This is a genomic window from Vibrio splendidus, assembly GCF_002873455.1.
Classification (GTDB): domain Bacteria; phylum Pseudomonadota; class Gammaproteobacteria; order Enterobacterales; family Vibrionaceae; genus Vibrio; species Vibrio splendidus_J.
The window spans coordinates 178613-195355 of record NZ_MCUN01000013.1 but is presented as its reverse complement, the minus strand read 5'-3'; the positions used below and the strand labels follow the sequence as shown (position 1 = coordinate 195355).

At 42.5% G+C, this 16743-nt stretch carries 20 protein-coding genes and 1 pseudogene; 16 read left to right on the top strand and 5 right to left on the bottom strand.

Annotated features, from left to right (window positions below):
• Positions 1-6: 6 nt before the first annotated feature.
• Complete coding sequence (locus BCU75_RS13600) at positions 7-738, bottom strand: HAD-IIB family hydrolase (RefSeq protein WP_102474173.1); 732 nt, start codon at positions 736-738, stop codon at positions 7-9.
• A gap of 641 nt (positions 739-1379) precedes the next feature.
• Here BCU75_RS13600 and proV point away from each other — a divergent pair.
• Genes proV through proX form a run of 3 tightly spaced genes read left to right on the top strand, consistent with a single transcriptional unit; the run spans position 1380 to position 4665 of the window.
• A complete protein-coding gene (gene proV, locus BCU75_RS13595) occupies positions 1380-2567 on the top strand; it encodes a glycine betaine/L-proline ABC transporter ATP-binding protein ProV (protein WP_102474172.1) in 1188 nt (395 codons plus the stop codon).
• A gap of 3 nt (positions 2568-2570) precedes the next feature.
• Complete coding sequence (proW, locus tag BCU75_RS13590) at positions 2571-3665, top strand: glycine betaine/L-proline ABC transporter permease ProW (protein WP_102474171.1); 1095 nt, start codon at positions 2571-2573, stop codon at positions 3663-3665.
• On the top strand, positions 3658-4665 hold the full coding sequence (proX, locus tag BCU75_RS13585; protein WP_102474170.1) for a glycine betaine/L-proline ABC transporter substrate-binding protein ProX: 1008 nt from the start codon (positions 3658-3660) through the stop codon (positions 4663-4665). Before proW ends, proX begins: the two co-directional genes overlap by 8 nt.
• A 212-nt stretch (positions 4666-4877) precedes the next feature.
• On the opposite strand, the gene BCU75_RS13580 is transcribed toward proX, so the two are convergent.
• Positions 4878-5252, bottom strand: a complete 375-nt coding sequence (locus tag BCU75_RS13580) for a YybH family protein (RefSeq protein WP_029222090.1) — start codon at positions 5250-5252, stop codon at positions 4878-4880.
• Between the two features lie 141 nt (positions 5253-5393).
• Here BCU75_RS13580 and BCU75_RS13575 point away from each other — a divergent pair, with 141 nt between their 5' ends.
• Positions 5394-6260: a LysR family transcriptional regulator gene (locus BCU75_RS13575; protein ID WP_102474169.1), complete on the top strand. Its 867-nt coding sequence runs from the start codon at positions 5394-5396 to the stop codon at positions 6258-6260.
• Between the two features lie 241 nt (positions 6261-6501).
• Here BCU75_RS13575 and BCU75_RS13570 read toward each other — a convergent pair whose 3' ends face one another.
• Positions 6502-6921 (bottom strand): BLUF domain-containing protein, encoded by a 420-nt coding sequence (locus BCU75_RS13570; RefSeq protein ID WP_102450838.1) that lies wholly within the window; start codon positions 6919-6921, stop codon positions 6502-6504.
• 206 nt (positions 6922-7127) lie between these two features.
• Positions 7128-7319 (bottom strand): hypothetical protein, encoded by a 192-nt coding sequence (locus tag BCU75_RS13565; RefSeq protein WP_004734640.1) that lies wholly within the window; start codon positions 7317-7319, stop codon positions 7128-7130.
• Positions 7320-7849: 530 nt separating this feature from the next.
• Here BCU75_RS13565 and BCU75_RS13560 point away from each other — a divergent pair.
• The 9 genes and pseudogenes from BCU75_RS13560 to BCU75_RS13520 all read left to right on the top strand — a co-directional run bounded on the left by BCU75_RS13560 (position 7850) and on the right by BCU75_RS13520 (position 13224).
• A complete protein-coding gene (locus BCU75_RS13560; RefSeq protein ID WP_076677720.1) occupies positions 7850-8275 on the top strand; it encodes a hypothetical protein in 426 nt (141 codons plus the stop codon).
• Positions 8276-8531: 256 nt separating this feature from the next.
• A complete protein-coding gene (locus tag BCU75_RS13555) occupies positions 8532-9362 on the top strand; it encodes a hypothetical protein (RefSeq protein WP_102474276.1) in 831 nt (276 codons plus the stop codon).
• 63 nt (positions 9363-9425) lie between these two features.
• Positions 9426-9947 carry a GNAT family N-acetyltransferase gene (locus tag BCU75_RS13550; protein ID WP_102474168.1) on the top strand — a complete coding sequence of 174 codons (522 nt, stop codon included), beginning with the start codon at positions 9426-9428 and terminating at the stop codon, positions 9945-9947.
• Positions 9948-10077: 130 nt separating this feature from the next.
• On the top strand, positions 10078-10329 hold the full coding sequence (locus tag BCU75_RS13545) for a TIGR03643 family protein (protein ID WP_086970286.1): 252 nt from the start codon (positions 10078-10080) through the stop codon (positions 10327-10329).
• Positions 10330-10387: 58 nt separating this feature from the next.
• Positions 10388-10783, top strand: a complete 396-nt coding sequence (locus BCU75_RS13540) for a DUF3465 domain-containing protein (protein WP_102466175.1) — start codon at positions 10388-10390, stop codon at positions 10781-10783.
• 49 nt (positions 10784-10832) lie between these two features.
• Positions 10833-11369, top strand: a pseudogene (locus BCU75_RS13535) (GNAT family N-acetyltransferase).
• Between the two features lie 14 nt (positions 11370-11383).
• On the top strand, positions 11384-12145 hold the full coding sequence (locus tag BCU75_RS13530) for a nucleotidyltransferase domain-containing protein (RefSeq protein ID WP_102474275.1): 762 nt from the start codon (positions 11384-11386) through the stop codon (positions 12143-12145).
• Positions 12146-12291: 146 nt separating this feature from the next.
• Positions 12292-12801, top strand: coding sequence for an RDD family protein (locus tag BCU75_RS13525; protein ID WP_102474167.1), 510 nt, complete (start codon positions 12292-12294; stop codon positions 12799-12801).
• Positions 12802-12831: 30 nt separating this feature from the next.
• Positions 12832-13224 carry an NUDIX hydrolase gene (locus BCU75_RS13520; RefSeq protein WP_102474166.1) on the top strand — a complete coding sequence of 131 codons (393 nt, stop codon included), beginning with the start codon at positions 12832-12834 and terminating at the stop codon, positions 13222-13224.
• Positions 13225-13392: 168 nt separating this feature from the next.
• Here BCU75_RS13520 and rplY read toward each other — a convergent pair whose 3' ends face one another.
• Complete coding sequence (gene rplY / locus BCU75_RS13515; RefSeq protein ID WP_017083319.1) at positions 13393-13671, bottom strand: 50S ribosomal protein L25; 279 nt, start codon at positions 13669-13671, stop codon at positions 13393-13395.
• Positions 13672-14040: 369 nt separating this feature from the next.
• Between rplY and BCU75_RS13510 the strand changes: the two genes are divergently transcribed.
• The 3 genes from BCU75_RS13510 (at position 14041) to BCU75_RS13500 (ending at position 16658) form a co-directional block, all read left to right on the top strand.
• Entirely contained in the window at positions 14041-14769 is a 729-nt protein-coding gene (locus tag BCU75_RS13510) for a glycosyltransferase family 2 protein (RefSeq protein WP_102474165.1), read from the top strand.
• 14 nt (positions 14770-14783) lie between these two features.
• On the top strand, positions 14784-16103 hold the full coding sequence (locus BCU75_RS13505) for an LssY C-terminal domain-containing protein (RefSeq protein WP_102474164.1): 1320 nt from the start codon (positions 14784-14786) through the stop codon (positions 16101-16103).
• 174 nt (positions 16104-16277) lie between these two features.
• On the top strand, positions 16278-16658 hold the full coding sequence (locus tag BCU75_RS13500) for a VOC family protein (RefSeq protein ID WP_102474274.1): 381 nt from the start codon (positions 16278-16280) through the stop codon (positions 16656-16658).
• Positions 16659-16743 lie beyond the last annotated feature (85 nt).

The following is a 16743-nucleotide window of genomic DNA, read 5'->3' as shown; positions in this document are numbered from 1 at the left end:
CTTGTTCTAATTACCCGCGGTTGAACGCTCTTGCCAGTATTTCAAGCCTTCTAACACACCTTCCGCGTGTGTCGCATTGCTGGTGTATACGTTGTCTCTGTCGGACAGGTGAGCGACCTCAGGGTAATGGTTAGCCACTAATATTGAGTTCACGCCCTTTATCGTTAGCATAGAGGTATCGTTAGCTGAGTCGCCCGCCACACACACTTCCTCAACACTCAAATCATGTTGTTTTAGCAGGTGATGAATCGCCGTGGCCTTGTTGACGCCCTTCGGTGTGATATCCAAATACCAGTCGTGAGAATAAGTAAGGTGAACATCTAATCCGTGTAACTCTAAGCTCGATTCGATCAATTCATGCTGAGGTTCAGACAGTTTCCCTTCAAAAGTAATCTTGTAATCGCCTTGATGGTTTTCAAAGCGTTTGCCCATAAAATCGAGTGGTGCGAGTGCTGACTCTACCTTTGATTTGTTCCACGATGTTTCTAACTGTTTATGCCAAATATGATCGGGTTCTTGGGAGTGGTGAATTCTCGTGCCTACATCGCTAATAATACTGTGGGGTTTCGGGTAGTTATCTGACGCCAACCCCAAACGAATTGAAGGCAGTGTTCTACCCGTCGCGATGATAAAGCGGATATCGGGTTGCTCTGTTAAGTAATTAAACAACTGATTAACCCCATGAGAAGAGCCTCCATCCAGTGTCCCATCAAAGTCGCATACCAACATTTTTATCATTCGAGTGCCTCGTCCTTTTCTTTAATCATCGCGGAAAGTATGTCCATTTCTTCTATAAAGAATGGATCAGCAATGAGGACTCTACAAGTTGTCTTTCGGCTTGGGTCATCGATATTGAGTAGTTTGTAGCAAGTATCACAGTTGGTGTGATGTTTTAAAATTCTGGGTTGAAAAGGTCGAGTTTGATTCGTGACTTTATCCGGTTCACCTCTGGTTTTTAATCCAAAATTGAGTGTAGATCTTATCCTTGTATCTGAGTGAGATTGCAACTTTGAAATATCATGAAATCTTGATGAATTAGTTTGTATTCGAATTATTTGTACACGAACTAATTGCTGTTAATCTTGGTTCATTTAGCCTATTAACTGCTCTAATGTGAAATTAATATTCAATAATCTATGGGTAAGTAATACAAAATGTTGACAGTGTTTAAGTGTAATTTATATCTTTATTTATCAGTTATTTGTTGTATCTATGCTTATTTTTTGAGCTTGCTCTTGTAAGGTTGATTGATGGTTATTGCTTTATTTTACCGAACGAAGCTCCTTGATTTTTACTCATTAATTACTTAGAGTGCTAATCGTTTTTCGAGCTTAAATAACCATCTTTAAGTTAAAATAGCTAAGAAAGGATTAGATTATATGGATCCCATACTGGAAGTTAAGGGACTGTACAAGGTGTTTGGTGAAGATACCGACCGTGCTTTTTCGATGATTAATGAAGGCGCGGATAAAGACAAAATTTTCGAAGAAACAGGGTTAACGATCGGTGTTAACGATGTTTCTCTTAGTATTCAAGAAGGCGAGATTTTCGTGATTATGGGATTGTCAGGATCTGGCAAATCAACCCTAGTACGCCTTCTTAACCGACTAATTGAACCTACCAAAGGTAATGTGCTTCTTCGAGGCAAAGACATTGCCCACATCTCAGAAGATGAACTGCGCGAAGTCCGCCGTAACAACATCTCCATGGTTTTCCAAAATTTCGCATTGATGCCACATATGACAGTTATCGAAAATGCTGCATTTGGTCTTGAACTGGCAGGTGTTGAAGTCGATAAACGTAAACAGGCAGCATTTGAAGCATTAGAGCGTGTGGGCCTTGGCGCATACTCAGAATCGTACCCAGATGAATTGTCTGGTGGTATGAAACAACGTGTTGGTCTAGCGCGAGCCTTGGCATGTGACCCAGATATCCTGTTAATGGACGAAGCATTCTCGGCACTCGATCCTTTGATTCGTACTGAAATGCAAGATGAACTGATTCGTCTTCAAAATGACGATAAACGAACGATTGTATTCATCTCGCATGATTTGGATGAAGCGATGAGAATCGGTGACCGTATTGCCATTATGCAAAACGGTGAAGTGGTTCAAGTGGGCACACCAGACGAAATTCTTAACAACCCAGCGAACGACTATGTCGAAGCCTTTTTCCGTGGTGTGAATGTTGCAAGCGTACTTACTGTGAAAGACATTGCGCGTAAGAAACCGGCAGCGGTATTTAAAAAGTCAGAACACGACGGCCCAGCTTCCGCTCTGAAAATCCTAATGGATAACGACCGTGAATACGGCATCGTTGTTGAGAAGAGCAGCCTTTACTCCGGCATTGTTTCTGTTGACTCCCTTCGCAAAGCTCACAAAGAGAACAAATCACTCATCAGCGCGCAGCTCGATGATGGATTAACGCTGAACCCTGATTTACCAATCAATGATGTGCTTGGCCTTGTTGGTGGTGTGCCTTACTCCGTTCCTGTTGTGGATGAGCAAGGTAATTACTTTGGTGTGGTAACTAAGTCACGTTTGCTACAAACATTGGATAAGGGGTAGATCATGTCGTCTGAACAAACAAATAATGACCCATGGTCACAGTCTGCTCCTGCCGCTCAGCCATCAAGTGATCCTTGGGGTCAAGCCGCTGACACTTCACCATCGGCAGATTGGCTAAGCAGCGAAACCGTAGAAACCATTCCTTTTGATCCACTTAATCCTTTTGCAGAAGCCGTTCTGCCTGTTGATACTTGGGTTGAGTCTGGATTGAATTGGCTAGTTGAACACGGACGACCATTGTTTCAAGCAATTCGTGTACCTATCGATTTCATTCTAAGTTCATTTGAAACGGCATTGGTGTCTACGCCAGCCCCATTTATGCTCATCATTTTGTTTTTGGTGGCATGGCAGTTTTCAAACCTGAAGCTGGGTGTTGCTACGGCAGTATCTCTTACTATGATTGGTTTGATTGGCGCTTGGCCTGAAGCGATGACCACGCTTTCACTGGTGATGACATCTGTATTCTTCTGCCTGTTGATCGGTTTACCCATGGGGATATGGCTCGCCCGAAGTAACACGGCGGCTAAATTCGTTCGCCCAATTCTGGACGCTATGCAAACAACGCCAGCCTTCGTTTACTTAGTACCCATCGTAATGTTGTTTGGTATCGGTAACGTTCCGGGTGTAGTGGTGACCATTATATTCGCACTGCCACCGGTGGTACGTTTAACCATTCTGGGTATTCAGCAAGTACCGGAAGATTTGATCGAAGCGGGTCATTCATTCGGTGCAAGCAAAAAGCAGATGCTTTACAGAATTCAACTGCCACTTGCATTACCAACCATTATGGCGGGCGTAAACCAGACACTGATGTTGTCGCTGTCAATGGTGGTTATCGCATCAATGATCGCGGTAGGTGGTTTAGGTCAAATGGTACTGAGAGGTATTGGCCGTCTAGATATGGGACTGGCCGCTGTTGGTGGTCTCGGCATCGTTATTCTAGCAATCCTGCTTGACCGCATTACCCAAGTTCTCGGGGTAAATGCAGGTAATACAAAATTACGCTGGTACCACATGGGCCCTGTTTCTCTTGTGCTCAATGCGATAAATCGCGGTAACAAATCAGAACTACAATTAAGGAAAAACACCAATGAATAATTCATGGAAGAGCAAACTTGCAGTTAGCATCGTTTCTACATTAGCAGTATCAACGAACGTGTGGGCAGCAAGCTTACCGGGTGAAGGTGTATCAGTTCAGCCAGTTCAATCGTCTGTAGCGGAAGAAACATTCCAAACGTTGATTGTTAACCGCGCTCTTGAAGAGCTTGGCTATGACGTGAAATCTACGCAAGAAGTGGATTACAACGTAGGTTACACCTCTATCGCAAAAGGCGACGCGACGTTCCTAACGGTAGGTTGGTTCCCGCTTCATGCTGATAAATACAAAATGGCGGGCGGCGATGACAAATTCTACCGCGAAGGACAATATGTAAGCGGTGCCGCTCAAGGTTACCTAATTGATAAGAAAACGGCTGAGAAATACAACATCACTAACATTGGTCAACTGACGGATCCAAAAATCGCGAAGCTGTTTGATGCTGACGGTGATGGCAAAGCAGACCTTACAGGCTGTAACCCAGGTTGGGGTTGTGAGATGGTGATTGAACATCAACTTTCAGCGTTCAAACTGGACGATACGGTGACTCACAACCAAGGTAACTATGCGGCGATCATCGCAGATACCATTTCTCGTTACCAAAAGGGTGAATCAATCCTTTATTACACGTGGACACCTTACTGGGTAAGTGGCGTATTGGTGCCTAACGAAGATGTAGTTTGGTTAGAAGTACCATTCTCATCTCTTCCTGGTGATCGTGCGAATGTTGATACAACGTTGTCTAATGGCAAAAACTATGGTTTCCAAATGAACTCAATGCGCATTATTGCGAATAAAGAGTTTGCTAAAAACAACCCAGCTGCGGCGAAGCTTTTCGAGATCATCAAACTTAACATCAACGATGTAAGTGCTCAGAATATGATGATGAGCAAAGGCAAAAACAGCTCTGCTGATATTGAAGCGCACGTAAACGGTTGGATCAAAGCGAACCAAAGCACGTTTGATGCTTGGATTACAGAAGCGAAGAAAGCAGCACTGTAACTTTGACTTGTATTTGCTCTGTCTGACTAGACATTTTGATTTGAAATGATGAGCGTGTTGAGTGATTGTGTAGAGTCACTGAATCACCTTCAAATCAAGTGAAAAGCCGACAGAGTCAAACATTAAAAGGCCAGCAGTCCAATTTGGATTGCTGGCTTTTTGTTTTCTGTTTCTATTTTTGAGCTGTGAGCTTCTAGCTTTTAATTACAGCTCTAGCGTTCGCCTTGAACCTCAAAATCATCGCTGACTAAACGAGCGCAACCATCCGCTTCCAGTGCCCAGTGCTCACGATGTACAACACCAAACGCTTTGTTCATTGTCCAGCTAGCGGTAAGAATGTAGCCGCCTTCTGGGTGCTCTTCCCACTTAACATCGGTGTAATCAACGTCTTTGAAGCCTTGGTCGATGATGTTTTGCCAAAACGCTTGTATTGCTTCACGACCTTCAAAGGTACCAAACGGACGCGCTTCCATTACACAGCTTTCAGTATATTGATCTGCACAGCCTTTCGCATCTTGGCTGTTGAAAGCTTTTTGCCACGCGTTAATGCCTTGCTTACATGCTTCTAAAATTTGGTTGTCTAACATTGTCTTTCTCCATAACAGTATTGTGTCGAGCACTGTCTTTTTGATTTGGTATCTCGATAAGTTGAATTGAGTTTAGTCTTGGAAATTAACTTGAAAAACAGAGATAATAGAAAATACTGTTTGTAAAAAGAGAACAATAAGATGAGTAAGCTAAAGCAGATGTCGATTTTCGCTCATATCGTAGAGCAGGGTTCAGTCTCGGCTGCGGCTGAAAAGCTAGAGTTGTCTAAATCTGTCGTCAGTCAGCACCTCAAAATCTTAGAACAAGAGCTAGGTGCTTCACTTCTTAAGCGCACAACACGCAGGCAATCTCTGACCAGTATGGGGGAGCGTTTTTATTTGAGTTGCAAAGACATCAACGTGATCGCTGAATCGGCTTGGGATATGGCGAAAGCTGAGCTAGAAGAGCCACAAGGTCGGATTCGTATCACGGCACCGAATGCGTTGATGGACTTGTTGGTTGCGCCTGTTGTTGCAGAACTGATGAAGCAATATCCGAAGTTAAGGCCAGAACTGATTAGTGATGATCAACATTTGGACTTCATGGAGCACGATATTGATCTCGCAGTACGGGTAGGCAGTTCACGTGATAGTAACCTAAAGCAAAAGCGTTTAGGTGAATTTAAAGACGTGTTATGTGGTGTTGAAAGCATGCTCTCTCGTGAGCTTGAATCTATTCCTTACATCGCAAATTCTTGGCAGGGAAAACAGGTGACTCATCACTTTACTTCGCAAAATGAACAAGACTTTATTTACCAACAGCCAGCCAGCTGCGTTACCAACTCCTTTCACAGTTGTCTCGCCTTGATCAAGTCTGGTGTTGGTATTGGTGTCATTCCAGACTTCTATCTTCATCAGCTATCGAATGAAGTAGTCGACATCATGCCAAGCTTCCAGTTGCCTACCAACACGGTTTATGCGTTAAACCCATTCGCTTCAAATACGCCTATTGCTATTAAGCTTTGTGTTAAAGCGTTGGAAGAGAAGCTCAAAAAGAACTTCGTTTAATTGCGTGTGTATTGGAAAAAAACCAACTGTTGCTTATCAACAGCTAAGAGTTTTCTTGATTGTCTGATCTTTGTACCAAGTCATGCATCGAATGTGGGGGAGTCATGCAGTTCTAGGAATTACCTTCTGGGAGTGAGGCGTTGTGCTCTCGTTGTCATCATATTTTTGCAGTGTCGGTGCGAGTAAGGGACAAAGAGTTATGGCCTTCGAGAATATAACGCTGCATAACTAGTTGGCTTTGTCATTCAGATGGCAAATTTTGCTTTAACTCTAAAAGCATTCTGTAAGCACTTTCGCCAGACATTTCGTACGGGTTAAATTGATCAGAGGTTGAAAACTGTAAGTTCAACAGTTCGGTTAAATTGGATTGCGGAATGTCTCCCATCGACCAATCTCCAAATTCTCTGCTATCAATTTCTTTAAAATAAAGTATTGCGACGTGATTGTGTCTCTCGTCGTTAAGGATGTGATTGTACGTGTGGTTAACTGCCTCTCTAGAACCTTCAATACATTGAAGAAAGTACTTTTGATTATGGCTGAGAAGCCCCGTTAAATGGCTCTGCCGATTATGATCTTGAGAGATAGCGAGTATCTCCTCCAATGCTTTGGAATCACAACATTCGGAAAGGGTACTGACATAAATTAACCGAGTTAGGAACATAGGCATCATTTCGAATTTTTGTTCAAAGGGTATTAATAAATATAAGCCAAGCTCATGGAATTGCGAGTTATTGATCTAATTGTCACTCGGTGGCTTTTGGAAGAGAAGAGGATGGGGATGAAGTAGAAAAGGGTAGGTCGCAAGATACGCTAAAATGACTCGAATGTTGGCCATTCAATTATTTTAGCGACCTGCTTGTGAGCTCGTTAGTTGTTTAGAATTGAAATCGATTCAACGTTTGAAGACGCATCAAAACGAACATTGACCAACACACTCTCTCGTTCGAAAGTCACATCATCAAAGTCAGTAGCCGCGATCTTGAATCCATTTCTTGCGAATAAACTCGTCACTGTTGTTCGTTGTTTCTGTTCCATAGCGCATGTCAGTAGTTCATTCATCGTGATCTCCATTAGGTAACCGTGTGCATAGCGTAAGCGTACCGCTTCTTTATTATGAGATCAATTGCTTAATCGATAAGCTATGTTGATATGTTCAATTGAATGATTTTGGCATTCAAAAATGCAATGAGTAAGAGGGAGTGTGTTTATATTCGTTATGGAAGATGGAGCACTATGTGACCGTGATTCAGCATACCTAGAGCGTGAGATTCATTGCAAAAAATCTCGTTGAAATAAGTGGTTACAAAGCAGAGGGAATCATACCTGCAGTTTGACTTATTGGGCTGGTTACTAGAGCAATTATTAGCTTGTAAGCAGCTTGACTAAAGTACACTGATTTGTGATGAAAAAAACGCGCTAATGAATCTTCTTTATATTGAAATATTGCATACTCAAGTGGTGTTGTTATAAGTGTTATTAATTGCATAAGCTTGATTTTGATATTGGTTTGATTTATAAAATAAACATTCGTTTATTAACTTCATGATTATATTAGTTTTTACTAACCTTTAATAACATGGAGAAAGGCGATGAAAAAGAATCAAACACGCAACAGGTTAGCGAATTTAGTGCGACTCCGTAGGTCATACAAAACGTCAGACTTTCTGGTGAGCTCTAACGAACTTCGAGTTAAGAAAGATGTGTATAGCTTAAGTAAAATCAAACAGTTAGAAATTCGTCAGTTGGGTCTTAAAGAAAACGCAATCAATATTGTTTCGTTGGCTTTAGTCCTTTCGGCTGCGACTTGGGCATTTGTTCCTCAGTTCGGTTTACCGATGCTCGCACTGACCTTTATCTTGGCGTTTGTTACATGGCGAAGATATGAATTGCGTGCCGAGTTTAAAGGAGCTGATGAAACTGGCGACCATTGGGTTTCCGTGGCTCGTGGTTGTACTCGTGAAGAGTTCAAAGTCTTGAAAAACGTTGAATTGGCTTTACGTGATCAGGTGTCTTAATGCCTTAGGCTTCTTCATGCTTTAGGTTTCTTCGTAGTTGGGGCCTGTTAATGCTAGGGTTTAATGACAGTTAAGCTCCGATAATCAATAAGGCTCGCCATTGTATGGCGAGCTTTTTGTTTTCTGAAAAACATTGATAGAGCAAGTAGGTTACTTTGAGAGACCAACACTTATACGTGTAATGGTGATCGGTATGATTCTTAAGTCACGGCATTTATGGTGTTCTGGTGGTTTTGAATATAGGGAGAGGATGGAAATGAATACACGAGTCAGTGAGGGTTCCTTTAAAAGGCTGATCCAGTTAGTTGGCTATGTTTTGATTATAGTGTTGAGCAATAGCCGACTCTCCAATGCTCAAAGCGTCGAGTTTCCTACTTGTACGCAGAGTGAGGTTTTGAATACAGAGATCCATCTTTATGTTGATGAATCGGTGTTAGCCGAATACTCCAAAGCATTTGTTGCCTCTAAAATAGCGACATGGGAAAGCTATTCGAATTTGGTATTGAAGAACTCTTGCATCCCTATGACGAGAAAAGTCACCAAGGTGACTTATACGCCTGAAATCGACAGCCTTTGGTTTCAAGATTTGGGGGCAGCAGAGAGGTTATTAAAATTATCGATGGAAGAGCCAATTAAAGAAATCACAGAAGACGGCCGTCCTGTTTTTTCAGGGGTTGTGTTTTCTAATTATCATTCTGCGTTCGAGTCTCGATATTGTGGTGTCGCATCTCAGGTATCTCGTTTTTTCTCTTTGGCGATAAATTGCCCAGACTCGACAATGGAACATGAAATTGGTCACTTGAGTGGCGCTAACCACGACTATAAAAAGGTGTTAAAAGATCACGAGAGTATCGATCATTTTATCGCTGGCAGCTATCCGAAAGCTCCTGCATATTCATTCGGTGCTACTTGTTCAGAGAGAGGCACAGTAATGTCTTATGAGCGTGATATTATTCCTGTCTACTCTAGCCCTGAAATTAGAGTGAACGGACAACAATGCGGAGATAACGCACATCACAATAATGCGAGAATGCTTAGAGAGTTCGCAAATACTCAGTTAAAGCTAATAAACTCCAACAAAAATTAGTCGTGCTAATACTGAGAATAATCGAACAGTACGACAGCGTTTGAAACAGGATAAGGAAAGTGAATGGACATAACGATAAGATCAGCAATGCCCAGCGAATTGGCCGCCATTTATGCCTTGGTTATCTCAAACGATGAGTGGACGAAGTTTAACGGCCCTTATTTCCCATATTCCCACCCGTCATTAGACGAGTTTGAAAGCCGTTCGTTTCAACGGTTACTCAATGGATCCGATTTACAGCTGGTGGTTGTAGACGATGTGCCTGTAGGAACCGTCAGTTGTTATTGGGAGTGTGAAGAGACACGTTGGCTTGAAGCCGGAGTGGTCATTTATAACTCTGACTATTGGGGTAAGGGTATTGCTGCGTTAGCTCTTCCTCTTTGGGTATCTTACCTATTTGAAAACAAGCAGATAGAGCGTGTCGGCTTAACCACTTGGTCGGGTAATCCTCGCATGATGTCACTAGCCCTCAAATTAGGCTTCCAGCAAGAAGCTAGGCTAAGAAAAGTGCGTTATTACCAAGGCGAGTATTATGACTCGATTAAGTATGGCCTATTGCGTTCTGAGTGGCTGGAAAGTAAATAGCGATTGTTCAAGCCTACAACTAACCTGTTGTTTTATTCGACGTTGTAGCACGCGTACTTCAAAGTGCTCACTCTGTGATCTTTAAATCTAAGACGAGCGTACTTCTCCCAGTTTATAAAGGAGAGTATGCATGATGTTATCTAAAGAGAATGAATCAAGAATTATCGAAATGGCATGGGAAGACAGAACGCCGTTTGAAGCAATAGAACTGCAATTTGGTTTGAATGAATCGCAAGTGATTCGTTTTATGCGTAGTCATCTCAAGCTTGGCAGTTTTAAGCTGTGGCGCTCACGTGTTTCTGGGCGATCGACCAAGCACGTAAAACTTCGCAGTTCGGACGTTTCGAGAGGTTATTGTCCGACTCAGTATAAGCATCGTTAAAAGAGGGGATGCCCAGCCAGTATCCCAAATCAACACACAGATATGGGAAATGAAAGGAATGAAACAATTTTGCGCTCTACTTTTGGTACTGCTTAGCTTCGGCATCAGTCATGTTCAAGCGAATGATACGCGACTTAAGCAAGCTTACGAAAATCACCAAAGCGACGTTCAGGTGCGCGGCTCGGGTACGGTGTATCGAGTACTTCCTGATGATAATAAAGGCTCTCGACATCAGAAATTCATTTTGCGACTCGATAGCGGCCAAACCTTGTTAGTCGCACATAATATTGACTTAGCTCCTCGTGTTCAGGGACTGGGAAAGGGCGATCGAGTTGAATTTTATGGTGAATATGAATGGAACAAGAAAGGCGGCGTAATGCACTGGACGCACAAAGACCCCCGTAATCATCATACCCATGGTTGGTTAAAGCATAACGGGAACGTATACGAATAAATACCTCCGAGCCCTTTCCTTTCAAGGCTATAAGATAAAAGGAATTTTGATGTTTAAGCTGGAAACTGACAGGTTGATTCTTCGAAATATGAGTCTCGAAGACGAGTGTGCCTTTGTTGCAATGTCTCAAGATGCAAAGTATCAGCGTTTCTATGATGAGAGTGATTGAGAACCTAGTAAATATCGAGAGTTAACCCAGTTGTTTGTTACTCAGGCCGCGGAAGTTCCGCGTAAATCCTATCAATTAGCGGTTGAAAGCAAGCATTCTGGTAAATTTATTGGAACGGTTTGCTTACGTCTTGAGGGTAATCGACAAGCTTCGATGGGCTGTGCTTTCTCGAGAGAAATTCAGGGGAAAGGGCTTTCTATAGAAGCTTCTGAAGCTCTCGCTGATTTTGGTTTCTCAGAGTTAGGCATACACCGTATCTTCGCCGAAACCATCAGCAAGAACTTGGCTGCGATTAAATTATGTAAGTCATTGGGAATGAAACAAGAAGCATGTTTTAAAGATCATCGATTCTTCAAAGATAAGTGGTGGGATACAGTTGTGTTGGCGGTTCTACATTCTGAATGGGAAAAGGCATAGCAATGGAAAGTGGTATGCAGAAGCTAGATAGAGGACTCGATAGAGAAGGATTTATCCAAAACCTTTACTCAACTAAGAACATTGCGCCTGAATTTCAAGAAGCGGTGTCGGCAGCCGTTGATTCGTTGCTAAGAGAACTCCCAAGTCAAGTTGATGGTATCTACCTGTATGGAAGCGTGCCTAGAGGAACGGCCATTGCTGGAAGCTCCGACTTAGATGTTTCTATCATACTCACCACGCCTATTGGTCCAAGGGAGGAGGAAGTATTTAGCCGACTTTCCGACACTATTCCTAAAATATACCCTCAAGTGAGTAAGCTCGATATTGACCCCGGATACCTCAACAATGTTCTACAGCCTAAAGAAAAGTATCGATGGCAATTTTGGCTCAAGCATTGTTGCTGCTGTATTTGGGGTAATGATTTATCTACTGAATTCCCACTATACAAACCAAGCATTGAAATAGCCCAAGCTCTGAACGGTGACTTATCGATTTTTCTTAAGCAAATGACCCCGAGTTTTAAAACAATGGCTGATACGGATGTCGCCAAGGTGATTGGCAAGAAGCTAGTTCGAACGGCGTATTACTTTGTGGCTGAGAAAGACGGCAGTTGGTACACCAATCTAAATCAGTGCACTGCAGTCGCTAAGCGTTATTACCCAAATCAAAGCGATGATATTGAACTGGCACACCAATATGCTCTTGGGAACTTGATATCTAAAACAGAAGCTTTTCAATTGTACGAAAGGCTAAGTAAGAAACTGGTTCAACGTTAATTGGATCAGTTAGTTAGCGGGAATAATAGTTTTTATATGAAGACTACTTCGCATTTGTTTTATAAATAATTGCGAGTTTAATGTTGAAAATACTGATGTGTTGTAGATTCTCTTCTCTATTACCGATAATTGCTTGAGGAACAAAAATGTACGCCAATAAGTATTCAAATTTTTGGAGACGCTTCTTTGCTACCTTGATCGATTCAATCGTGTTTTTACCATTGGAATGGATAGATGATTACGTGCTTTCTGGCGTGATAAATTCGGGTGGTGTGTTTGCTTGGGGAGTTGCGTATTCATTAATTGGGATCACTTACTATGTGGGGATGCACGCCAAATATGGGCAAACGATCGGTAAGATGGTCACGAGAGTAAAAGTGGTCGATGTATCAGAAAGCAGAAACTTAACCCTCAAACAGTCTTGCATGAGGGATATTGTCCCTATCATGCTTATCCCTTTTAATTTCTATGTTTATGCACAACTGTCGTTCTATGACAATACATGGGACAGCTTAGAGCAAGGCCGAATCGTCATTTTCGTGGGCTACGCAATGATTGGTTGGGTTCTTTTAGAGTTCATCTCTATGTTGTTTAATCACAAACGCAGAGCGATTCACGACTTCATTGCGGGCTCTGTTGTCGTAAAGAAAGTTTAGTTACCCAAATGACGGTCTAAGGAAAAACGGATGGATTTACATGAGTGTGTTTCTTTTATTTTGCTTAACGAGTCACGAGTTTTGTTAGAAAAGCGTAGTGAGTTTAAGGAAACGGATCCTGGCTTAATTACCATACCTGGCGGTCATATTGAACACGGTGAAAACCCGATTCAGGCGCTATTTCGTGAGCTCGATGAAGAGCTTAATATTGTTCCGAGTGATTACAAATACTTGTGTTCGCTTTACCATCCTACGAAGGAACTTCAGTTGATTCATTACTTTGTTGTGAACCAATGGGAAGGGGAGATAACCGCACAAGAAGCTGACAGTGTAGCGTGGTATTCGTTAAATACTGCTAAAGTTGGTATCGCTGTTGATGGTGTTGCTTTGAAAGAAGTTGAGCGGGTTGGTCTGTATCTTTAGTTTGGCTTCGGTAACATGTTTTGAATGTTTTTGAGGGCTCAAAAATGGTGAAACCCCGATGTTGGTAGCATCGGGGTTTCGAATTTCTAGATTTCTCGACTGGTAAGATCGATTATCTTTTCTATGCAGAAGGCTTGGAATTATCCAATCTTATTCCTTGGTAGGGAATTAGATACGGATGAAGTCCATGTGCTCAACTTTAGGCTTGAACGCGTGACGTTGAACGTCTTGCGGCTTAACCTTAACTTCTGCGCCGTCAATCACTAGAGTGATTGTTTCGTAGAATTCAGGCTTATCCATTTGGTTGATCACTTCAGCGTGAACAAGTTCGATAGCTACAGCTGCTGCTTCGCCACCGTAGATTACAGCTGGGAATTTACCAGCGTGACGTAGGCGGCGGCTCGCACCTTTACCTAGTTCAGTACGTACTACTGCTTCAAATTTCATAGTTTTACTCTCAAATTAGTAAAAATTAACTTCACACCTCAATGCGACCTTGAGTATGTGGTAAAGCTTAGGCATAAACGAGTTCATGCTTAAGCGAGCGCGGATACTAACATCACATTCAAATCTGAGCAAGTCAGAAGCCCATCTCAAAGTAAATTTCCTTCGATAAATGATTCGTTTGGAGATAAAACGTTCGCTAACTGTAGCTGAGCCCATTTTAACCCCTTTTACATCGCCATTCTTATCTATTTATATCGCAGCTAAATCATCAAGTTAATGAACGGAAAATGAATGTTTGCCTAAGACTTGGTTAAGGCTTAGTTGGTTAATCTTAGTGTTAATTAAACAGCAGAATGAATAGGTGAAAATATGGAACCGGTAAGCATTGTCGTAATTACGCTAAACGAAGAGAAGCGCATCAGCCGCTTAATGGAAGAGTTGAGTGTACAAACCCACCAAGAGTTTGAAGTGATTGTTGTTGACTCAAACAGTGAAGACAACACAAGAGAAGTGGCACAAGCTTATGAAAACGCGTTGCCAAAATTAACTGTCCATCATATGGAACATCGTGGCGTGAGCCTTGGCAGAAACACGGGTGCGTCATTAGCGCAGTACAGCAGAATCCTTTTCTTAGATGCTGACGTGAGCTTGCCTCGAAACTTCCTTGCGAAAGCGCTTTATGAGCTAGAAGAGAAGAAGCTTGAAGTTGCGGGTGTGTACATGAGTTCGAAAGGTCTGCCACTGGTGCACAAGTTTGGTTATGGGTTATTTAACGCAGGCTTATTTACCACCCAGTTCTTTTTCCCAACGGCGATTGGCGCGTGTATTTTTTCGACTAAACGCGCACATGATGAAATCGGTGGTTTCGATGAAGAGATCGTCTTGTGTGAAGACTGTGACTACGTAAAACGTGCGAGCAAAACATGGCGATTTAGATTCCTAAATATGACCTTTGGTTTTGACCCACGCCGATTAGACCAAGATGGTGTTGTGAAGACAGGTTCAACTTACCTTAAAGCCAATATAAGACGCTTCTTTAAAGGTGAAATGCGAGACAACGAGATGAACTACAAGTTTGGTCACTATAAAGAACAGTAAGCATTGAGGTGGTTATGTTTGATGGACTAGGGCTGTTTCTGGGAGCATTGGGTGATGCTCTTATTGGCCCAAACCTATTTATACCGGGGGAGCCTTTTTTTATCGCAGCAGGCTTTCAACTGTATTCGGGTGCATGGATGGCTTTGGTGATGGTGATGTTAGGTGGCCTACTTGGTGATCAACTCAGTTATTTTATTGGCTACAAATACGGTGCTAAGGCGCAACGAAAACTCATTAAATTTCGCCCTAAAACCAAAAGATTAATTGCGCGTTGCCGCTATCTGGTTGCTCGCAAAGGCACATACATTATTCTTTTTGCTCGTTTATTAGGGCCTATCGCTTGGGTTGTGCCATTTATAGCTGGCTCGCATCGTGTACCGTGGCGCAATTTCAGTCTGTTGGCCTTTATCGGCTTGGTTCTTGGTGGCGGGCAGTTCATTGCTTGGGGGATGTTACTCGCGCACGGTGTTGAAAGTTTTCCGTGGCTTAATAGCCTTAAAATATTTATCGCTGAGCATAACAGTTTGATCGTCGGTGTGTTCACGGTATTGGTTTTCACTATTATTGGTTATCGAATGAAGTGGCGACGCTTGGTGCTTAAATCCAGTGCGCTGTTGTTGGCGTGGGTATTGTTTGCGAACTACGCTCACTTTTTCTGGAAGGCCGATGATTTTCAGAATCAACCAGAGACGGCTCAAATTGACAAAGTCAACTGGAATTCGGTTACCTATAAAGCGTTTCCAGGCAAATCTTCGTTCTACTCGGCACAAGCGATCAACGTAATTTATGTTGGAGCAACCCCAAGAGATTTAATGAAGCAATTAGGCTGGATAGAGAATCAAACGTTCTCTCGAAATGAGATTGAATGGGCAGGTTATCTCGCATTGCTTAGAGATAAAACGCCACCTGTGTCTGATTTGTATTGGCGAGACAAGCCACAAGATATGGCGTTTCAATTACCGGGTAATTTGGTGAAGCGCAGTCATATTCGCTGGTGGCGTGCCGGTGTTGATATTAAAACTAACCAGCCTCAGTGGTTAGGTGCAATTAGCTATGATGATGGCCTTAAAGTGACCCCTTACTCAGGTATTGTGACCATACTTCATAATATCGATCCTAATGTTGATGAAGAGCGAGATAGGCTCGCGAATCAGATACGAACGTCATTACCAGATATTGAGCTAGACAAGTACCCATTAGCAACGGTGGAAGTGATCGATGAAGATCATGACTATTATACAGATGGTCGGATCTTGATGATCGGAGTAGCTACCTACCGCGATGATTCGCAAACTCTAGATGTCGCTATGAACGAGATACAGAGCGATATATAAAAGCGACCAGCTCGAGCCTTGTTTGAACCCTCCACCAAACAAGGCTTTGCAGTTTCTACTGGACTATATCTATACAAACATAACCCGCTATCACGTAATTCCTCGGATATAAATTTTTCAACTTTGACTATGCTGAATAAGGGCGAACAAGCGGCGAAAGCTGAGGATAACGTTATGCAAATGAATCCGATTGGTTGGTTTGAAATATATGTCGATGACATGTCGAGAGCAAAAGCTTTTTACGAATCAGTATTTAAAGTGACGTTGGACAAGTTAGGCAATGAAACTGGAATCGAAGTTGAGATGTGGGTATTTCCTTGCGATATGGGAAACTATGGCGCGACAGGAGCTCTATGTAAAATGTCAGGTGTAAAAGCGGGAGGCAACAGCACCATGGTTTACTTCTCTTGTGAGGATTGTGCCACAGAAGCGAGTTTGGCTGCGGCCAATGGTGGTGTGTTACAAGTGCCAAAAATGGACATTGGTGAGCATGGTTTTATCAGTGTAGTGAGTGACACGGAAGGCAATATGATTGGGCTACATTCGATGGGCTAACTATGTTGAAGTGAGCAGTGTTCCGTTGAACTGAGATAAAACTAAGCCCTAGCATTACGTTAGGGCTTATTGTGATTACTTGGTT